Annotated in this window: 18 protein-coding genes, 1 tRNA gene and 2 other annotated features; of the genes, 5 read left to right on the forward strand and 14 right to left on the reverse strand. The window is 38.4% G+C overall.

What is annotated here, in order from left to right:
- Positions 1-113: 113 nt before the first annotated feature.
- The 6 genes from rplT to ytxC form a co-directional block, all read right to left on the reverse strand.
- Entirely contained in the window at positions 114-470 is a 357-nt protein-coding gene (gene rplT / locus DTOX_RS11740; protein ID WP_015757910.1) for a 50S ribosomal protein L20, read from the reverse strand.
- Between the two features lie 42 nt (positions 471-512).
- Positions 513-704, reverse strand: coding sequence for a 50S ribosomal protein L35 (gene rpmI / locus DTOX_RS11745; protein WP_015757911.1), 192 nt, complete (start codon positions 702-704; stop codon positions 513-515).
- 18 nt (positions 705-722) lie between these two features.
- Positions 723-1,217 (reverse strand): translation initiation factor IF-3, encoded by a 495-nt coding sequence (gene infC / locus DTOX_RS11750; RefSeq protein WP_015757912.1) that lies wholly within the window; start codon positions 1,215-1,217, stop codon positions 723-725.
- 34 nt (positions 1,218-1,251) lie between these two features.
- Positions 1,252-1,370, reverse strand: a sequence feature (ribosomal protein L20 leader region).
- 71 nt (positions 1,371-1,441) lie between these two features.
- On the reverse strand, positions 1,442-3,346 hold the full coding sequence (gene thrS, locus DTOX_RS11755) for a threonine--tRNA ligase (RefSeq protein WP_015757913.1): 1,905 nt from the start codon (positions 3,344-3,346) through the stop codon (positions 1,442-1,444).
- A gap of 16 nt (positions 3,347-3,362) precedes the next feature.
- Positions 3,363-4,025 carry a hypothetical protein gene (locus DTOX_RS11760; protein ID WP_015757914.1) on the reverse strand — a complete coding sequence of 221 codons (663 nt, stop codon included), beginning with the start codon at positions 4,023-4,025 and terminating at the stop codon, positions 3,363-3,365.
- Between the two features lie 35 nt (positions 4,026-4,060).
- Positions 4,061-4,300 (reverse strand) — a binding site (T-box leader).
- Between the two features lie 56 nt (positions 4,301-4,356).
- Entirely contained in the window at positions 4,357-5,253 is an 897-nt protein-coding gene (ytxC, locus tag DTOX_RS11765) for a putative sporulation protein YtxC (RefSeq protein WP_015757915.1), read from the reverse strand.
- 256 nt (positions 5,254-5,509) lie between these two features.
- Here ytxC and DTOX_RS11770 point away from each other — a divergent pair, with 256 nt between their 5' ends.
- Positions 5,510-6,286 (forward strand): polysaccharide deacetylase family protein, encoded by a 777-nt coding sequence (locus DTOX_RS11770; protein WP_157862929.1) that lies wholly within the window; start codon positions 5,510-5,512, stop codon positions 6,284-6,286.
- 361 nt (positions 6,287-6,647) lie between these two features.
- Positions 6,648-7,664, forward strand: a complete 1,017-nt coding sequence (locus tag DTOX_RS11775) for an acyltransferase family protein (RefSeq protein ID WP_015757917.1) — start codon at positions 6,648-6,650, stop codon at positions 7,662-7,664.
- Positions 7,665-7,730: 66 nt separating this feature from the next.
- Here the strand turns inward: DTOX_RS11775 and DTOX_RS11780 are convergent, their stop codons facing one another.
- Both DTOX_RS11780 and DTOX_RS11785 read right to left on the reverse strand, forming a co-directional pair.
- On the reverse strand, positions 7,731-7,967 hold the full coding sequence (locus DTOX_RS11780; protein ID WP_015757918.1) for a hypothetical protein: 237 nt from the start codon (positions 7,965-7,967) through the stop codon (positions 7,731-7,733).
- 369 nt (positions 7,968-8,336) lie between these two features.
- The gene (locus DTOX_RS11785) at positions 8,337-8,522 is read right to left on the reverse strand and encodes a hypothetical protein (protein ID WP_015757919.1); all 186 of its coding nucleotides are present in this window, start codon (positions 8,520-8,522) and stop codon (positions 8,337-8,339) included.
- Positions 8,523-9,003: 481 nt separating this feature from the next.
- Between DTOX_RS11785 and DTOX_RS11790 the strand changes: the two genes are divergently transcribed.
- Entirely contained in the window at positions 9,004-10,248 is a 1,245-nt protein-coding gene (locus DTOX_RS11790; protein WP_242652422.1) for a nickel pincer cofactor-dependent isomerase, group 22, read from the forward strand.
- A 179-nt stretch (positions 10,249-10,427) separates the two neighbouring features.
- On the opposite strand, the gene DTOX_RS11795 is transcribed toward DTOX_RS11790, so the two are convergent.
- The 3 genes from DTOX_RS11795 to DTOX_RS11805 all read right to left on the reverse strand — a co-directional run bounded on the left by DTOX_RS11795 (position 10,428) and on the right by DTOX_RS11805 (position 12,463).
- A tRNA-Val gene (locus DTOX_RS11795) sits at positions 10,428-10,502 on the reverse strand.
- A 67-nt stretch (positions 10,503-10,569) separates the two neighbouring features.
- Positions 10,570-11,715: a D-alanyl-D-alanine carboxypeptidase family protein gene (locus tag DTOX_RS11800; RefSeq protein ID WP_015757921.1), complete on the reverse strand. Its 1,146-nt coding sequence runs from the start codon at positions 11,713-11,715 to the stop codon at positions 10,570-10,572.
- A 181-nt stretch (positions 11,716-11,896) separates the two neighbouring features.
- Positions 11,897-12,463 (reverse strand): YhcN/YlaJ family sporulation lipoprotein, encoded by a 567-nt coding sequence (locus DTOX_RS11805; RefSeq protein WP_015757922.1) that lies wholly within the window; start codon positions 12,461-12,463, stop codon positions 11,897-11,899.
- Between the two features lie 265 nt (positions 12,464-12,728).
- Here DTOX_RS11805 and DTOX_RS11810 point away from each other — a divergent pair, with 265 nt between their 5' ends.
- Positions 12,729-13,169 (forward strand): universal stress protein, encoded by a 441-nt coding sequence (locus DTOX_RS11810; protein ID WP_015757923.1) that lies wholly within the window; start codon positions 12,729-12,731, stop codon positions 13,167-13,169.
- 72 nt (positions 13,170-13,241) lie between these two features.
- Here the strand turns inward: DTOX_RS11810 and DTOX_RS11815 are convergent, their stop codons facing one another.
- From DTOX_RS11815 to DTOX_RS11825, 3 genes are all read right to left on the reverse strand, one after another.
- Positions 13,242-13,850 (reverse strand): DedA family protein, encoded by a 609-nt coding sequence (locus tag DTOX_RS11815; RefSeq protein WP_015757924.1) that lies wholly within the window; start codon positions 13,848-13,850, stop codon positions 13,242-13,244.
- A gap of 64 nt (positions 13,851-13,914) precedes the next feature.
- Positions 13,915-15,288 carry an SEC-C domain-containing protein gene (locus DTOX_RS11820; protein WP_157863099.1) on the reverse strand — a complete coding sequence of 458 codons (1,374 nt, stop codon included), beginning with the start codon at positions 15,286-15,288 and terminating at the stop codon, positions 13,915-13,917.
- Between the two features lie 148 nt (positions 15,289-15,436).
- Positions 15,437-16,921, reverse strand: a complete 1,485-nt coding sequence (locus DTOX_RS11825) for a S41 family peptidase (protein WP_015757926.1) — start codon at positions 16,919-16,921, stop codon at positions 15,437-15,439.
- Positions 16,922-17,076: 155 nt separating this feature from the next.
- Between DTOX_RS11825 and polA the strand changes: the two genes are divergently transcribed.
- Positions 17,077-19,743, forward strand: a complete 2,667-nt coding sequence (gene polA, locus DTOX_RS11830) for a DNA polymerase I (protein ID WP_015757927.1) — start codon at positions 17,077-17,079, stop codon at positions 19,741-19,743.
- The last annotated feature ends 5 nt before the right edge of the window (positions 19,744-19,748 follow it).

Genomic DNA, 19,748 nt, shown 5'->3' on the forward strand with positions numbered 1-19,748 from the left:
AAAGTTAACTCTCTTTCAGGCCGCTTATACGATCAAAGCATGGCATAAGTACCGCAGCACCATATACCATGCTTATTGTTATTCGACCAGACCATAGCATGAGTCAATATAAATCAACCAAGCTTACTTTTAGCTATTTGCACAAGTTGAACAAAACTCTGGTTGTCGTTAACGGCCAGTTCCGCCAACATCTTACGGTTTACTTCCACACCTGCCTGCTTTAAACCGTTCATAAATTTATTGTAGGATAATCCGTTAGTTCTGGCAGCAGCATTAATCCTGGCAATCCAAAGTCTGCGAAAATCGCGTTTTCTGGCTTTACGGTCCCTATAGGCATAGGAAAGTGCCTTCATTACAGACTGGTTCGCTACCCTAAAAAGTTTACTTCTGGAACCACGGTAACCCTTAGCTAACTTTAATATCTTCTTATGTCTTTTTCTTCTGGTAACACCGCTTTTAACACGTGACATGATTATTCCTCCTTAATAAACCCATAAGTTAAATCATCTATGCTAAGGGATTAACCTCATAATCCGCTTGGTATCAGGCTTACTCAATACATACTCCTTACGCAGCTTACGCTTGCGCTTGGCAGATTTCTTACCCAAAATATGACTTTTAAAAGCGTGATTGCCCTTAATTTTTCCGTTAGCTGTTTTCTTAAAACGTTTAGCTGCCCCACGGTGGCTTTTAATTTTAGGCAATAGAATACACTCCTCTCACTATTCTTGTTTTGGTGCTAAAATCATTATCATGTTTTTTCCTTCGAGTTTTGGATGCCTTTCCACAGTAGCTATGTCCTTAACCTGTTCGGCCATTTTAACCAGCAACTGTTGGCCTAAATTAGTATGCACAATTTCTCTACCGCGGAACATGATTGTTACCTTAACTTTATCCCCGTCCTTCAAGAAGCGGACAGCATTTTTAGCTTTAACTTCAAAATCATGTTCCTCAATATTGGGTCGCAATTTGACTTCCTTTACAGAAATTATACGTTGTTTCTTTCTGGTCTCTTTTTCCCGCTTGCTCTGCTCATACTTATACTTGCCGTAATCCATAATACGGCATACAGGTGGCTTGGCCTGTGGAGCTATTTCTACCAGTTCCAACTGCTTCTCTTCAGCCAGCCTCATAGCATCACGGGTAGCCATTATCCCTAACTGATTTCCATTGGCATCTACTACCCTAACTTCTCTTACCCGTATAGAATTGTTCACACGGAGTTCTTTCGAAATAGTATATCACCCCCATAAAAAATTAAAAAAGCAGGCAAAAGCCCGCTTAACAGACAAAAGTCCATATTTTTTAAAATACCTTAGTAACAGCTCAAGGCGTTTTAAGGTGAGAAGCGGCAACTTCTACTTTGTAAATTATGTTATTTATACATATCATTCATTTTAACATGTCATTTCTTACAAGTCAAGCCATAAATTTAGATACTTCATTTTTTATCCCTTATTTCCTCTTGCAATTTATCAATGAAGTCCTCCAGCGTACTTATTCCTAAATCACCCTGTGAGCGGTGGCGTATAGCTACCAATTCTTTTTCCAGCTCTTTATCACCTATTACCAGCATATAGGGTATTTTTTGGGTCTGTGCCTCACGTATTTTATATCCTATCTTTTCATTGCGTTGATCAAGCTCCACCCTTATACCGGTCTCTTTCAGTCTATCCACTACTCTTACAGCGTAATCTGACTGGCGATCAGTAATGGGCAATACCCTGACCTGAACGGGTGCCAACCAGGTCGGAAAAGCACCGGCAAAATGCTCGGTCAGAATACCTATAAAACGTTCGATGCTGCCGAAAACAACTCTGTGCAGCATTACCGGGCGGTGCTTTTGGCCATCTTCTCCCACATAGCTCAAATCGAATTTTTCCGGCATTAAAAAGTCCAATTGTATAGTCCCGCACTGCCAGGTACGTCCCAGACAATCTTCCAGATGAAAATCAATCTTCGGCCCGTAAAAGGCCCCATCGCCTTCATTAACCTTATAGTCCAAACCTTTTGCTTCAATAGCCTCTTTTAAAGTATTGGTGGCCATATCCCAGACTTCATCAGATCCCATGGCTTTCTCCGGTTTAGTAGACAACTCCACATGGTATTTGAAACCGAATATACTGTAGAAATCATCGACCAGATCAATAACTCCAATAATCTCGTCCTTAACCTGCCCCGGCAGCATAAAGATGTGCGCATCATCCTGAGTAAAGCACCTTACCCGCATTAAGCCGTGCAGCACACCAGACAGCTCATGGCGGTGAACCAAACCAAGTTCCCCCATCCTGATTGGGAACTCGCGATAACTGTGCAATTTAGATTTATAAATCAGCATACTTCCGGGACAGTTCATTGGTTTTACAGCAAAATCAAAATTGTCTATTTGGGTAAAATACATATTCTCCTTGTAATGATCCCAGTGGCCGGACTGCTCCCAGAGAACTCTGTTCAGAATAATTGGGGTGCGTATCTCCTGGTAACCTCTTTTTTCATGCTCCTGTCGCCAGAATTTTTCTAATTCATTGCGCAAAATCATACCCTTGGGATGAAAAAACGGGAACCCGGGACCTTCTTCCATTACACTGAATAATTCCAATTCAGCGCCCAGCTTACGGTGATCTCTGCGTTTAGCCTCTTCAATCCTGTTAATATGCTCATCCAGCAGAGCTTTTTTGGGAAATGAGGTACCGTAAAACCGCTGCAGCATTTTGTTCTTCTCGCTGCCTCGCCAGTAAGCACCGGCCAGACTCGTAAGTTTGACTGCCTTCAAGCTGCCTGTTGAGGGAACATGCGGACCTGCGCACAGATCACACCAGCCGCCTTGTTCATAGCAGGAAATTACAGCATCTCCCGGCAAGTCATTAATTAGCTCTACTTTATATTTTTCATCTAGGTCCGTAAATTTATCTATGGCCTCTGCGCGGGACAACTCAAAGCGTTTAAAGGGCTGGTTTTCTTTAATAATCTTATTCATCTCGGCTTCAATTTTCTCCATATCAGCCGGGGTAAATTTATGTTCAGAATCGAAATCATAATAAAAACCATCTTTAATAGCCGGCCCAATGGCCAGTTTAGTTCCGGGAAACAGGCGTTGAACCGCCTGTGCCAACACATGCGAGCTGCTGTGGCGATAAATCTCCTGTCCTTCCGGGTCATTAAAAGTAAGAATTTCCAAAGAGACATTATCTTCAAGAGCAGTGCTTAAATCCACAGCTTTACCGTTTATTTTACCTGCTAAAGCTGACCTGGCCAAACCAGGGCTAATATCTTCAGCTACTTGTATAATCGTGATACCTGGCTCATACTCCCTGGTTGAACCATCTTTCAGACTAACCTTAATCATCTCACCTGCTCCTTTACTATTTAAAGTATTCTATTAAAAACAAAATTATTGAACCTGCTGCAACCGGTATTAAAGCTATTAACAACCACATATAACGGTTGCCGCTAACTTTCCCGGTACCTTTTTTCAAACCCAAAAACAATTTAAGTTCATTTTCCAGCTTCAAATCAGGTGCTCTTAAAACCAAAGCAGCAGTCAAAAGCTTGATTTGTTTTTCATCTAAAAGACGGGTTGCAAAAACTCTGCTATTACCGGCACCCTCCAATACAGCCTGTTCAGCCGTACAATTATCCAACATATCAGAGCCACTGATTAAAGCCGGCAATTCATTATCCTGGTTATTCTTTAAAACGATACCATACTGGGGAGGTTTTTGCTCGGGACGGTAGAAAACCAAGCGCATATCACTATACGGCAGAAAAAAACTTAATACTTCCGGCTTAAACTGGCTGCTGTTCCAGTATAATTGACGAACAGCCATACCATTGCTCTGAAGTTCCAGCCGAAAAACCAAATAACGCCAGAGTACAACCACAGCCACCAGCATGCTTAAAAAACCGGCCAAGGAATTCAAGGTCGATTTTAACAGGCTGTTATCCAAAAAAGCTATGCCGGATAGAGCCAGACCAGTCACAAAAAATAAGGCAAAGTAGAGCAATTCAAACTTAGATGCCCTCATATAAATCCCTCCAAAATAAGAAAACCGTCCCTGAGAATAGGGACGGTCTTATTCCGTGGTTCCACCCAAATTAGGAAATAAAATTTCCTCACTTCAGAGCAATTAACGTTTGCCGCCGGCTAAGCTTACTGATCTATAATCCCCTGAGGATTAAAATTTTCGGCTATGCAGTTCAAGGGTGGTTTTTAACCTGCCTTCTTTTAAAGACGCTTTCAACCAAGGCGGCTTCTCTCTGTAAACAGTACAGGTTTACTCTTCCCTATCATCACTTGTGAATATAATTTTGCCTGTATTATAAATAATATTTTACATTTTGTCAATGTCTCAATTGTTACTGCCTGTATTGAGCACAAATATCACAACCACTGCATTCCTGTACCTTGCCGGTAAAAACATTTTTTAATGTTGTCAATGAATTAAAAGCGGAATTATCATCCATTCTATGAAAAACAATTTTCTGTGGAGCAATACTTATCAAAGCACTAATCAGCAGATCCTCATAATTAATTTCACTATCTATTAAATCCATAACATAACCCTCTAAAAATTCACTGTTAATTACCTTTTGTTTTTCATCTAACAGCTTAAATACACCGCTATTTAATACTATTACATGCACCATTTCCAAACGTGATTCCTGAATGTCTACAAAGTATCTCAGGAGCTGGATAAATTCCTTGTACTCTCTTTCCATCATAAACTCATCAACAGCTTTTTCGACCATATCATATAATTCTTCCATATAATCCTTGAGGCGAAATCTTATAAAACCGTCAATATTTATCCGATCATTATTTTTTAAGTATTCCATAAGCTTATTGAGAATTTTTGTTTTTCTTCTCAGTTTATGAAAGTCAACTTCACTAATCTCAGCCGTATTATTTGTAAGTCCCAGGGTATAATTTAAAATAGTATTTCTCTCTTCTTCTTCAAAGTAGTAATAGCTTTCCAGAATAATTTTTTTAATGATATAGCTTTCCCAATAACCCAGTATTAAGTCAGATATTACATCCGCAACATAATAACTAAAAATTGATCTATAATCTTTCTGCGAAGAAGTATCACCGGAGTCCTTAATGTAACAATTTAAATATTTGTAGTCACCTGTGGGTTTTTCCTTAAACTCAATATCAATTCCCTCATTCTCCAGAAGCCGCAGTTCCCTGCCCAGCTTTGATTTGAGCAAATCAATATGCTGGGTGGCACTGATTGATATACCTTGTGCCATCTGCCCGTTCACTCCTTCCGTACATTTATTATATGTGAGGCTGAATGTTTGTATACTGGCACATAGTACGGAAACTAATATCAATAACACCAGCAAAGCTTATGATATGTTGTTTCGTAAATAAGAAGCTGCTACAGTTTATTAATTGACAATATTTTAATTATTATAATGCGTTGTTTTTTTAATTCATTTTGTATATACTTTAATCAACTAAATAAAATGCATAAGACTATCCTTCAACCGGGGTGATATATATTTGAAAAAGCATCATTTAATAATAGTCTTATACACAGCGCTCTTATTAACTCTAATTATTCCAAAGTTTACTGCTCATCCATGGTTGAATAAAACCCAGGCCAATAATAAATTGCCGATTATTCCAAATGCAGCTCCTGAAAAACCCATAAATTTTTCTAGTGAGCATGTTATTTACAGGGTTAATAATACAGAAAAGTTAGTTGCCATCACTGTGGATGACGGGCCTAATCCAAAATTCACACCTAGGTTATTAGATATTCTTAGGGAAAATAAGATTCATGCTACTTTTTTTGTTGTAGGCAATCAACTGGAAAAATATCCCGAGCTGGGAAAAAGAATTTTAAAAGAAGGTAATGAAGTTGGAAACCATACTTATACTCACCCCAAACTATTAAAAAATAACAGCAGTGAAATAATTGATGAAATTGTAAAGTGTAATGATACTATCGAAAAAGTTTTAGGTATTAAAACTAAATATTTTCGTCCGCCTAAAGGCCAACTAAACCATGATATTATTAAAGCTGCCCATGAACATGGGGAAAAAGTAGTACTTTGGTCTATTGCCTTGGAACACCATGACGCCAATACACCTGAAGAAATGGTTAATAGAATAGTTAACAATATAACTCCCGGCGGGATTATCTTAATGCATGATGGTCGTTTGGATCGAACTAAATCTATCCAAGCCGTACCTGAATTAATCAAAGAGTTACAGGATAACGGCTATAAGTTTGTCACCCTTTCCGAGTTGCTGGAATCCAACAAAACAATTTAACTATTACATTACAGATTTTCGAAATATATAAAGTAAGGACCGCCAGGGTTAATCCTCTGGCGGTCTTTACTTTATATAAATTCTCTATATTATAGTAATCTTTTTATACCATGGAAAATTATGCTTATGATGAATTTATGAATAAGTTAAGGTTAGTATTATATAATTTCACGAGTGCCTGTGGCTACTCGAAAGCAGCTTAAAGCAACTTTCGAGCAAGTATCTTGCTTCTCATTTCAGAACACAAACAAGAAAATCATATAAATATAGCCGTAATATTAAATTTTCATTGTAATAAACAGGATATAAGTTGTCTTCAAAGAATACATTTAATTGTCGGGATGTTATGGAGGGAACGGACTTGATCTTAAAACGTGAACAGTGGGTTGATATTTTCAAGGGATTACTAATCATTTTTGTAGTAATAAGTCACTCTATCCCAAACGAAGAGAGAGGAATATCTTACTATATTTTTTGGTTTCACATGCCTGCATTTTTTATTATAGGCGGGTACCTGTTTAAGCCGCTAAACAACTGGGCGGAATATAAATCATTTGCATTTAATAAAGCCATTAAATTTCTTGTCCCTTATTTTACTTTTTTATTTGTAATCACATTTATACACTTTATGCTGACCTTTCAACCATCAACTATTTTGAGTGATTTTATTCAAGTTCTTTACGGAGGGCAAAAGGCTATTGAATATTTTGGTACATTTTGGTTTATTACATGCTACTTATCCACAATGCTTTTATTCGCAGGCATATTACTTATTTTTAAATCAGCCAAGTTACGCTTTTTAGTACTTCTATTCTTTTATATTTCAGCACATATTGAATCCTGGCTTGCCTTAACTTACAAGATTCAAATCCCCTGGAATATAGATGTATCACTTCTTTCTGTGGTATACTTTTCTATAGGCTATTCAGGCCGTCAAATCTTACACCAGATAAACACAAAAATATTTATCAGTGCATTATTATTATCTACAATATCTATTGCCGCAGACTATTTCAATATAATTACCTATGAATTAAATATGAAAAACCTTTTTTACAATAACTATGTTTTGGATTTAGTAATTCCTGTCTTATTTCTAATTTCCCTATGCGGTATCTGTCAACATTTACCTAAATATAACACAAAAATAATTGGTTATATCGGAGAAAAATCGCTTGTAATAATGTACCTGCATATACCGATTAGAATAATTATGGCGCATCTTACTACCTACAATAACGTAGTGTATATATTTATTGGTACAATAATTCCACTTCTTATTTGCAAATTATTTGATTATAATGAATTTACCAAAATGCTCTTTTGGGGAAAGATACCAAAATGGATTAATTTGGCAAATAATGCGCAACAAAACTAAATGACTAATATTCATTCTTGGATAAATTAAAATATAGACGATAGGCCATATTAATACTTTAATATATTACCTTTTTTTTATCGGGATTGGACTCAACAAAATATATTTTACAAATTTGTGTCTAGTGCCAATAAAAATTCTAAAATTAATATTACTTTGTTTTCCTTTCTCGTTTTGAAGATTACGAATGGTATCCAATAATTTTTTATCCCTTAGGTCACTGCCGCGCTCCATTTGAGATAGCTTCTTTTTCAGTAATTCACTATCTCTGATAACTGGTTTTTCAAATATTAAAGATGGCATATAAACACCCCCCTATCAAATAATATTTCTACATATTGGCCACACTTTCCTTCCTAATAAAGTAATTATTTCTTTATTATGTAAATAAATGATCTATAAAACTTTACTCTTAGTTCATCAAGCATTCACACGGAGTTCATAATGATAGTATATAATCATAATCATAACCACAAACAAACACAAAATACTAAAAACTGGCAAAGGCAAGTTAACATACACCCCTAAATAATAATTCCCAATAGCCTCTGCTTGCGGAGGTTTTCTTTTAGTCAAAATAAGACAAGTAATTTATTGACAATAGGTTTTATTAGTGGTAATATGGTCAAGTCACTGTTTGGAAGGAGGTGGAATCGTTGACTAAAGAATTGATTAATGAGATTCTTGAGAGCGTTGGACTGGAGAGAATTGAGGAGGAAGATGAATAAAACCGGAGGCGGGATGGGCCTTCGGTTTTTTGCTTATTACATCAAATAATAAAACAGAAGCTTGCTTAGCAGAGATGGTCTTTCTATGAACATCAAGACCGGCACAAATCTCATAAGCTGCTGGAATCATTGTTGCACCTTCCTTAAAAACAAGATATGATATCTATATAAAAGGGAGAGAATGGTTGCACCACAATACCCCGTAAATTATGCTTGAAGATGCTGTAAAGAAAACTTTCTCTAAGACGGGTAAAATCCATCTTTCTAAGATAAGGACTGGTTATGCCCAGGGATTTGGTGTCAGCCATATTGATAGAACACCGCGGTTTAGAAATGCTAGCGGTTTAGATATATACTTGTAGGGCGGGAACCGTCCGAAATCATGCCTGCTGGAGGCCATGCAAGACCTATTCTCTTTGTAGCGTAGGCGGTAGCTGATGAATCAGGAAACGCTAGTTGAAGTTCCAATGGAAGTCCCCACTTCTTAATGGAGCGTAAGCGGGGGTAGTTCACGAAGTGCCATTGTTTTATTTTTTGACTAGGAGATGGAGTTTATAAAAAAACGACCAGAAAAACCAAACGTTCTTAACCTCGGAATAAATTTTCCTCAAATGATTACCATAAAGCAAAATCTACCAAGACAAGGACTGGACGATGTCAGAAATGAGGTACGAAGAATTTTAGCAGAATCAAGACTGGAACAAAAGCTGCGCCCCGGAGCCAAAGTGGCAATTACCGCAGGTAGCCGTGGCATTGCCAACATTGCTTTGATTATCCGTGAAACGGTAGATTATCTAAAAAGACTGAACACCAAACCTTTCGTTCTGGCAGCCATGGGCAGTCATGGAGGCGGTACCATTCAGGGCCAACTAAAAGTCCTAGCCGATCTGGGCATAACCAGCGAAAGCATAGGTGCACCGATAATGGCCACCGTAGAAACAGTCATCACCGGTAGTTTTGCAGGTATAGCGGTACATATCAGTCAACTGGCCTATGAAAGTGATGCCGTAATTTTAATTAACAGAGTAAAACCACACACCTCTTTCCACGGGCCCAATGAAAGCGGGTTGGTAAAAATGCTGGCAGTGGGCCTGGGAGGGCCACTAGGAGCAGCGGCCATTCACGCCACCGGAGTATCGGCATTATCCCATATAATCCCTGGTGTAGCCAGTGTAATGCAAAAACACCTTAACATAGCTCTTGGCCTTGCTATAATTGAGGATGCTTATGAGTCAACTAAAAAAATTGTTTCTGTACCGGTGGAAAATATAGCTTCTGAAGAAACAATACTTCTACAGGAAGCCTATGAAGCTATGCCACGTTTGCCAGTAAACAACCTAGACCTTTTAATCGTGGAAGAAATGGGTAAGTGCTTTAGCGGCACAGGAATGGACACCAATATCATAGGCCGTATGCGTATTCAAGGCATTCCAGAGCCACCTTCTCCAGCAATTAAACGGATTGTGGTACTGAATTTGGCCACCGCATCTCATGGCAACGCTTATGGACTGGGCCTGGCTGACTTTACTACCAGGCAACTAGTAAACAAAATTGATTTTGAGGTCACTTATCTAAACGCAGTAACCAGTACCTTTGTTCAGCGGGCCATGATCCCTATGACACTCCCTACAGAAAAAGCGGCAATAGAAGCAGCAGTAAATAGCCTTGGAATTAAGGAAATCTCACAAATCCGAATTGCCCGTCTGCGTAATACTTTGCATATTACAGAGCTGCAAGTTTCCGAGAACTTATTAGAAGAGATATCCAGCACACTATCCATAGATATAATGGGGTTACCTAACCCCTTACAATTTAACTCTAACGGCAATTTATATCCCTTCTTGGATACTGTATAGAATATATTCCTGCAAATTTAAAAATGGTAATCATTCTCCCCAGAATTAAAGCGTGATGCATCCCAAAAAATGAATGATATTCTGTTGGGATCCAACGGTACCAATAATGACACCGAAAAATAAATGGCACCAAAAAGAAAACCGGCACTCTTTCTAAGTGCCGGAACCCTTGATTTTACTGGTGGGCGGGATTGGTATCGAACCAACGACCTCTTGCGTGTCGAGCAAGCGTTCTACCACTGAACTACCCGCCCACAAACTCGACTAGTTACCATTAAACATATTTGATTATAAGGTGTTATTTCCAATAAGTCAAGTAATTTAATTATTTATTCCTGAACTAACCGATAATTTCTCCCATTTTCTCCTCAACCAGGACTTTCTTTCTATGTCATCCCCTGCAACCAAAGAAATTCTGCCTACTTCCCGGTTTTCAAGGGAACAAATAATTTCCCCAAGGACCTGACCACTTTTGACAGGTGCCATTACTGAATTTTTAAATAAAAATTTTTTCCTGAGCAAAGATATCTTATCGTCTGTAATGTCGATCTGTAAACCAGATTGAGTAATTAACGGTACTTCCTTTAATACCCCTTCCATAACTGGCACTGATACTACCTGCTCTCCTTTTTTGAAAACTTGATAGCTTTTAATCTCCTTAAAACCGTAATTTAAAATATTGGCAGCATCAGTATACCTGTTATTACTGTGCAACACTACTGCTATCAGCCGCCTGCCATTTCTGCTCGCAGAGGCTATTAAACAATCCCCTGCTCTGGGAGTAGAACCAGTCTTTACCCCGTCAATACCAGGAAAACCTTCCCTAAGCAATCTATTAGTATTGCGTATTTCTAATGTGCGATTTTTATTGCCTTCCCAATTGAGGGTAGTTTCTTTAATGCTGATCAGCCGGTTAAACTGCTTATTCCGGAGAGCCTGTCTGGCAATTAGAGCCAGATCATAGGCAGTAGTATAGTGATTTGGAAGAGTGTAGCCATTAGTATTAGCGTAATTTGTATTGACCGCACCCGCAGATAAAGCTCTTGCATTCATCATAACCAAAAAATTTTCTACATTTCCCCCCACATGCTCGGCAATAGCTACAGTAGAATCATTGGCCGAACATACAAGTGCCGCTTTTAACAGATTTTCCAGAGTTATTTCCTCACCGGCTCTAAGGTCAATAACCGAACCCATACTGACTGAAGCCGCTTTTTTACTTATTTTAACCACATCATTAGGATCACCATTCTCCAGAGCTACCAGTGCGGTCATAATTTTAGTCAAGCTGGCCGGAAAACGTCGCTTATCAGGCTCTTTAGCAAAAAACACTTGGCCTGTAGCTGAGTCCATTAATACAGCAGCATCTGCCGATAAAACCGGTTCCTGTGCGTATGCAATACTTGTGTTTGTCAACGACAGAATAACTGCAGCTAAAGCTAAAATTAATTTCTTATAGCAAAACATTTTATCAACTTCCTTTCGGCAAATATATTGCCAAAAGAACAAGCTATTTATAAGAGGAAATAATTCCAAAAATATATTTTTAATAGGAGCGTATCATAATGATCAGGGTACAATAATGCACAAACAAAAGGCCATTACATAGTGTAAAGGCCTTTATCTTTCAAAATATGTTACTTAATATTTAAGGTGTAGTCCTTGGTGAAGTTCCGGGCTTGGTTGGTGTAGTCGGTGTATTGGGGGACATGCGGCGAGCGATTTCAGCCATTTCACGGTTAAAGGCGCTTAAAGGTTGTCCTTTAGACAAACCGGTGGAAATCCTTTTTAATCTGGTAATTATGTCCGCATCAGTGCTGACCATTACATTTGCTAATCTGTCTTCTTTAACTTTAACAACCCTGGCTACTTCTTTTTTAATTCTATCTGTTCTAGATTTCTCCGCCTCGTTGGCTATATCAACACCAACATAAGCAGTGTTTCCGGAAATTACAACAGTAGAGCCTTTTACCCCGCTAACCTTTGCTGCTTCGGCGGCCAGCATTTTAGAAATACGATTCAATTCTTTGTTGTTTGTTGGCATATTCCTTACTGGCAATGTTTTGTTCTGTGATTGAGGAACTGGGCTAGCTTGAGGGCTAGGAACGGTTGGTGACGGTTCCGGTTTTTTGGCTACTGAACAACCACCGGCTGTTATCATTATAAAAAACAAAGCCATTACGAAATAAACCGCGATCTTTTGAGGTTGCTTCACATTTTCCCTCCTCTCAATTTGTTAATGATATTATGTGAATTGTTTATTAAAATATTCGCTAATAAAATTAATGCAACAACTCCTAATTTTTGAAGGAATATGAGCCTTTGTGTTTAATATATTACTCAAGTCATTAATCTCTCAAAATATCAAATAACCGAGCTCTTTATAGTACAATTAAATATGCCTGCTAATCCAGGCATATTTAATACTTATTCTTACATAATACAATTAGTAAAAATTAAAAACAGGAGGAGGTTATCCTATGAACAAAGTTCTGCTGGCCACTGACGGATCAGCAAACTCCATCAAAACCGCTGAGTTTGCCGCTAACTTATTTAAAAATCAACCTGATATAATTGTTGTGCTTTTAACTGTAATCCCTCAGGACAGGGATTTGGGACTGTTTGAACTGCATATACCCGAGGAAGAAATGGAATTCCTGAAAAACAAATCAAATGAGAAAGCACAGTATATTCTCAATCAAACCGCTAAACCGCTTGAAAGAGTAGGTATAGTGGTTGATAAAATATCTAAAGTAGGTGTACCCGGTGAAACCATAGCGGACACGGCACAGAGTATTTATGCGGATCAGATTATTATGGGGACAAGAGGACATACCTTCTTGAAGGGGTTAGTATTAGGAAGTGTCGCCATGCGTGTACTTCAACTGACTAAAATACCTATTACCCTTGTTAAAGAATAAAACAACATGTTAAAACCTGCCTTATCTAAACCATAAAAGGCAGGTTTTAATTTATTTTATCTATATTTTATTCTACTTTGTCCTTTTCTTACGGTAAAAGTAATAAATTATTGCAGCTATTATGGCCAAAACTATCAGCGCATCCATACGGTGAAACCAAGGTTTTAAATTGGTCCAGTTTTCACCTAATTTAACTCCCAGGTAAACGAGAAAAATTGACCATGGCAATGATCCCAGAAATGTATATACAGTAAACTTTTTGATATCCATCCCACTGATACCGGCCGGTAACGAAATAAAGGTTCTTATTACAGGCATTAGCCTGGTAAAAAATGCTGTCGCTTCACCATATTTTTCAAACCAACTATCGGCAAAAGCAAGTTTCTTTTCAGTTATACCTATGTATCTCCCGTAACGAAGCAAAAATGGACGCCCACCCAGCAAACCGGCATAATAGGATAGCACTGAACCAACAGTACCACCAACTGTTCCAGCCATCACAGCCCCCCAAAAACTTAATTTGCCAATAGAAACCAGATAACCTCCAAAAGGCAGTATTACCTCACTGGGCAATGGTATATTGGCACTTTCTATTGCCATGCCAATAGCCAAACCCCAGTATCCCAATGCGATAATGCAACTAGTTGTAGTGCTTATAATAACTTCAATAAGTTCCTCCAACCCCTCACCCCTAAATAATCAAAATCCCCGTTATTTCCCCGAAAGGAAATAACGGGGTCCCATATTAAAGCCGTAAATTCTCAAGAATTTCCGCCAGCAAAGGATCGACTTTTTTAAGTTCTATAAGAGGCGAATCCTGTGTAAAATATCTACGGTCAAAAGCCACTAAATCAAGTGCTCGGCAGAGAGAACGAAAATTATTTGAAATAGTTGAGGAAGCTACCCCGTATTCTTTAGCCAGTGTGTTTTGGTGAACCCCCTTATCCAATCCCAATCTTGCAACAGCATAAACCAGGGCAACAGACCATGTGGAAGCCTTACGAAAAACCGGCTTTTCTTTACTGCAGAAATCAAACCACATGCGTACGGCACCTTCCTGCTGAGAAGGGTCATATCCCTGCTTGTGCAAAATCTCGACTAATTGCTCTGCTACCTCACTATATATTTCCCTTTCCCATTGAAAACCTTCATGTACATTCAGCTTTTGCAGGTTAGAACCAGCCTTTTTTATCGCCTTTTTGCCTATTAATTTACCCTGGTATTTTTCTCTCATAACCCTGCTATCACTGTTAAGGCCACTACTCTCGGTAGATTTAAAGGATATATACCTGGCAATATTTTTTAACAGCAGATCAACATCGTATTCGGTTAACTTAAAAATATTTAAATTCATTTCTTTATCCCTAGAATTGCCTCTGTTATCAGGCAAACCTGAGTACAAACCTATGTCAATAACCCAGCTGTTTATTATATGAGATCTGGCATGAAGATATTTTTCCCATGCCATAGGTACCTGTAATTTATTTTTATTATACAATTCTTGAACATCATCATGTATTTTTATAATAAGAAACGGTTTAGATGCAGCCGGAAGCGCTAAACCACTGGTAGAAAACTCATATTCTTGACCAACTTTTAAAACTCGCATTAATAATATATTTCCTACTTCTACTTCTGTTGCTACGCTTGCATCACGCACATGCAAATTCTGTCCTGAAACAATATCCTTTATTATTAAGCTTTTTTTTGGAAAAACTTTTATAACTTCATAAAGCGATATTCTGGAATTTATCCAATCAGCCAGCAGCACCTTCTCATGAAAACTTATATCAGGAAGTTCGGAATACACTTTTGACAGTGTTTTATCGCCCTTCATCCGGTAATCAAATATAAACCACTCAAAACATCTTTCCATTGTAAAATCATCATCAATCAAATCTTCATCCAGACTGGCAAAATAATAGTCCTGTGCCTTTCCGGATTCCTCAATAAACTGTGACTCTTCCGCAAACTCGCCCAGTTTACGCCGCAAATCTCTCCCGGTTTTTCTCCACCTGGCCTGTTCGAGTGAAATAACTTTTTCCTCCATACCACAACATTCAGAGTACATTTTACCACTACCGCAAGGACAGGTAAGATTTGTGAACTTTTTAGCGATTTATAACACCTCCTCATAGCTGAGTGGCCAATATTTTTCATGCAGGTCATATGACAGATATTCCACACTGATTGCCTTATTCCTGCTTTAGTCTATTTATAATCAGATTTAAAAGCAACCCTAAGAAATAGAAGGGTTGCATAAAAAATTAGTTCTCAAGTCTTATCTTACCATTATTTACAGTTTGACTAATATTTAATACCTCTAGTACCTTAACAGGAATAAAAGAAACACCTTCTTTCATAATCACTCTGGAAGTCAGATTGATTTCCTGGTCATTTAGCCTGGCTATAATTCCGTTAGGAAACAAAACCAGATTATCGTTATAACCACTTATCCTAATGCCAGATTTAGAGTTTTCCGAATACCAGCTAACTTCATAAAAAAGAGCTTCCAGAGCAAAGCGAAGGGGAACATATACCTCACTGTTTGATATAAACGGGACAGCTGGATTCTCAATTACTTCACCGTTAACGGAAACCTTATGTTCGCCTAAATTAAACTCGACATAACGGCTGTTCGGCGGGTTTAGTAATTGACGGGCAAGAGGAATCAGCAAACTACTGGTTAAAACAGACCTATCAGGTTTAATACCGATCAAATTTAAATCATTTCCTGAGGGTGTCAGGTATTTAGATATCGTCAGTTTAAGGGCTCCGCCAGTTTCCAGGGGAATTAGATCCTGTACTACCCCCTTGCCAAAAGTTCTGTCGCCCAATAAAACTGCTATTTTATAATCTTGCAGGGCCCCGGCTAAGACTTCTGAGGCACTCGCAGTCAACTCATCAGTCAGAATAACTACCGGTATATCTTTCAGTTCCGCTTTACCATCCGATAAGACAGTGTCTTCTTTACCGTTACGATCCACCATTTTAACAATTGGCTTACCTTTTTCTATGAAATGGCCTGATATATCAGCGGCAGCATCCAAGCGACCACCTGTATTCTCCCTTAGATCAAGAATCAATGACTGCATACCTGAAGCTTTTAAAGAATTTATAGCTATGGAAAATTCTTTAGCAGTTTCACTGCCAAAAGATTCAAGAGCCACATACCCTGTATTACCCTGCAATATCTTATACTCTACAGTAGGCAAATTTATAAGAACACGTTGAATAGTTAAATTTATTCTCTTATTTTCCCTGAGCAGCTCCAACGCTACCTCTGAACCCTTTGGCCCGCGTGTTAAACGGATAACATCAGCAATAGGTAAACCAGTGATGTCTTCCCCATCAACCTCCAAAATAATATCATCTTTTTTTATTCCCGCTTTAAAAGCAGGAGAATCATCAATTACATCCTTTATATAAACCAAATCATCCTTAAAATCAAGAATAATCCCAATTCCAACAAAATCACCGTTTAGAAATTGCTCTAAATCATCAATGTTTTCTCGTGTAAGATATTCTGAATAAGGATCGTTGAGGCTGTTAAGCATACCGTTTATAGCCCCGTTAATCAATGCATCCATTTCAGGCTTATCCAAATGTTCATCATAAACATACTGCAATATTTCTTCAAACTGCAGTACTTTTAAAGCAGTTCTGTCACTTACGTTATTAATAGCCCAAGCAGGTTGACCCAGTGACAAGCACATTAACACGACAATAGCCAGGATAAAATTTTTGCGCAATATGTTCACCTCATATATTTATTCCATAAATTATAATTCGACGCAAATAAATTTTGTCCTTCCCGCCTGCTTGGCCTTTCTCAAACATATAAGCAGGTATTTTAGCAATCAACGGTGAAATAATAATTAAGACTAATTAAGGCAGGTGTAAGTACTTGTCACTGAAATCTTTAACGGAAGCTAAAAACAATACCATTTTAGTAATTGATGGAAACAGCCTTATCCACCGGGCCTTCCACGCCATCCCGCTTTTATCAACAGCAGATGGTTTGCCTACCAATGCTGTTTACGGTTTCACCAACATGCTTTTAAAAATTCTCAATGATATACAGCCCAAGTGGGTAACAGTTGCCTTTGATAAGAGCAAAACAACTTTTCGCAACCAGGAATACAGTGAATATAAAGCGCACCGCAAGGCCACTCCAGAGGAACTTAGGCCACAGTTCTCTCTGGTTAAAGATGTCTTAAATGCGTTGTCCATTAAATGGTTAGAAGCCGAAGGTTATGAGGCGGATGATTTAATAGGGACGATCGTAAAAAAAGCTGAAGAGGAAGATGCGGATGTAGTCATACTTAGCGGTGACAAGGATATATTGCAACTTGTCTCTGATAAAACAAGAGCCATCTTAACGAAAAAAGGTATCACTGAAATTGAAGAATATAATGCAGAAAATGTATATAGGAAATTCGGTGTTCACCCAAATCAAATTACTGATTATAAGGGACTAACCGGGGATCCGTCTGACAATATACCCGGAGTTCCTGGCATCGGCCCTAAAACAGCAACTAAACTGCTGCAAGATTTTGATTCAGTAGAAAATATTTTAGCAAATTTAGATAAGATTACTTCAAGAGCACGAACTTTAATGGAAAACAACAGTGAACAGGCCTTGTTATCAAAAAGGCTGGCTACAATTATAACAAATGTCCCCGTGCAAATAACCCTGGAACAATGTATCAGAACAGAACCTAATGAAGCTGAATTATTTAATATACTAAAAAAATTAGAATTCAAGAAACTGCTGCGAGATATGTTGACCGCAGAAACCGGCAATTCCAATCAGATTAAACAAAAGCATCTAATAAACAAACAGAGCTACGCGGTAGAATATATAACCTTATCAGAACAGGAGGACTTTGAAGATCTTCTTGTTCAGGCTCAAAAAAGCGGTAAGGTTGCTCTGGCTCTGCAAGGAAGGAGAGAAAAAGGCTTAATATCAGTAGCTCTGTGCTTATCAGAGGGACAGAACTACTTATTGCCATTAAATTCAAGTACTGAAACCACGTCATTTGCACTAAAATTATTGCAAAATATATGTGTAGACAGTAAAATAAAAAAATGTTGTTATGACACTAAAGCTGATTTATGGCTGTTGCACTATTACGGTATAGAGATAAACCAACCAGGTTTTGATGTTATGCTTGCGGATTACCTGCTTAATCCCGGCAAATCTGCCCGCAGTCTGCCTGAAACAGCACTATCGCACTTGGATATTGTTCTGCAAGAGGGCAGCGAAACATATTTGCCGGCCAGTGCGGAAGTCATTTCTCGCTTGGTCGATATTTTACAAAGCAAGCTGCTGCTGCAGGAACAGGAAAATCTATATTATGATATTGAACTGCCGCTGCTGAAAGTACTGGCCAGCATGGAAAGAACAGGCGTTAGTGTAGACAAAGAACAACTGCAGCTGATGTCTGAAGAACTAAATAAAAAACTTCAGGTATTAACCACGGATATTTACGAACATGCAGGCGAAATTTTTAACATTAATTCTACTAAGCAATTGGGAAGCATACTCTTTGAAAAACTTAAACTCAAGGCAGGCAAAAAAACCAAAACCGGTTATTCTACTGATGTTACAGTGCTGGAAGAACTCGCCGGTGATCACCCGGTTGTGTCATTACTCTTGGAATACAGGCAGTTGGCAAAATTGAAGTCCACTTATGTCGACGGTTTAACCGGCTTAATCAACCCTCAAACAGGGAAGCTGCATACTACTTTTCACCAGGCAGTTACGGCTACGGGAAGGTTATCCAGTTCGGAACCAAATCTACAAAATGTACCAATTAGATTAGATGCAGGCAGAAAAATACGAAAATTTTTCGTGCCCTGCAAGCCTGATAATTTTATTTTTTCAGCCGACTATTCGCAGATAGAACTGCGAATTCTTGCCCATATTGCCCAGGATAATAACTTAATGGACGCTTTTGCTAAAAAACAAGATATTCATACCAGAACTGCATCAGAAGTTTTCGGAGTTGCCATGGATGAAGTTACACCTGAAATGAGGGGACGGGCCAAGGCTGTGAACTTTGGTATTGTTTACGGTATCAGTGACTTTGGCCTAGCTAAGGACATAAAGGTAACCCGCAAAGAAGCAGGAAGATATATTAATAACTACTTTAACCGTTATTCCGGAGTTAAAGCCTATATTGACCGGGTGATTCGGGAAGCCAGAGAAAAAGGTTATGTCACTACGATTTTGAACAGGCGACGCTACCTGCCGGATTTATTTAGTTCCAACCGTGTTGTTCGTTCCTTCGGAGAAAGAACAGCCATGAACACACCCATTCAGGGAAGCGCGTCTGATATTATAAAACTGGCGATGGTTTTAATTTACCGGGAAATGCGTAAAAGAAAGCTTTCCTCCACCATGATTTTACAGGTTCACGATGAATTAATTTTTGATGTAGTTGCCAGTGAAGTTGAAGAGATGCAGAACCTGGTTAAATATTATATGGAAAATGCAGTAGAATTAAGTGTTCCATTGGTGGTAGATATGAAAATAGGACCCAACTGGTATGACGTGCAAAAGATTTAGGGGGT

The sequence above is a fragment of the Desulfofarcimen acetoxidans DSM 771 genome (assembly GCF_000024205.1).
Classification (GTDB): Bacteria; Bacillota; Desulfotomaculia; order Desulfotomaculales; family Desulfofarciminaceae; genus Desulfofarcimen; species Desulfofarcimen acetoxidans.

Coding starts and splice junctions, on each gene's coding strand:
- DTOX_RS11800 (WP_015757921.1), bottom strand. CDS start 11,715: ATGTTTTGCTATAAGAAATTAATTTTAGCTTTAGCTGCAGTTATTCTG.
- rplT (WP_015757910.1), bottom strand. CDS start 470: ATGTCACGTGTTAAAAGCGGTGTTACCAGAAGAAAAAGACATAAGAAG.
- DTOX_RS11760 (WP_015757914.1), bottom strand. CDS start 4,025: ATGAGGGCATCTAAGTTTGAATTGCTCTACTTTGCCTTATTTTTTGTG.
- ytxC (WP_015757915.1), bottom strand. CDS start 5,253: ATGGCACAAGGTATATCAATCAGTGCCACCCAGCATATTGATTTGCTC.
- DTOX_RS11790 (WP_242652422.1), top strand. CDS start 9,004: ATGATTACCATAAAGCAAAATCTACCAAGACAAGGACTGGACGATGTC.
- thrS (WP_015757913.1), bottom strand. CDS start 3,346: ATGATTAAGGTTAGTCTGAAAGATGGTTCAACCAGGGAGTATGAGCCA.
- DTOX_RS11810 (WP_015757923.1), top strand. CDS start 12,729: ATGAACAAAGTTCTGCTGGCCACTGACGGATCAGCAAACTCCATCAAA.
- DTOX_RS11785 (WP_015757919.1), bottom strand. CDS start 8,522: ATGATTCCAGCAGCTTATGAGATTTGTGCCGGTCTTGATGTTCATAGA.
- DTOX_RS11780 (WP_015757918.1), bottom strand. CDS start 7,967: ATGCCATCTTTAATATTTGAAAAACCAGTTATCAGAGATAGTGAATTA.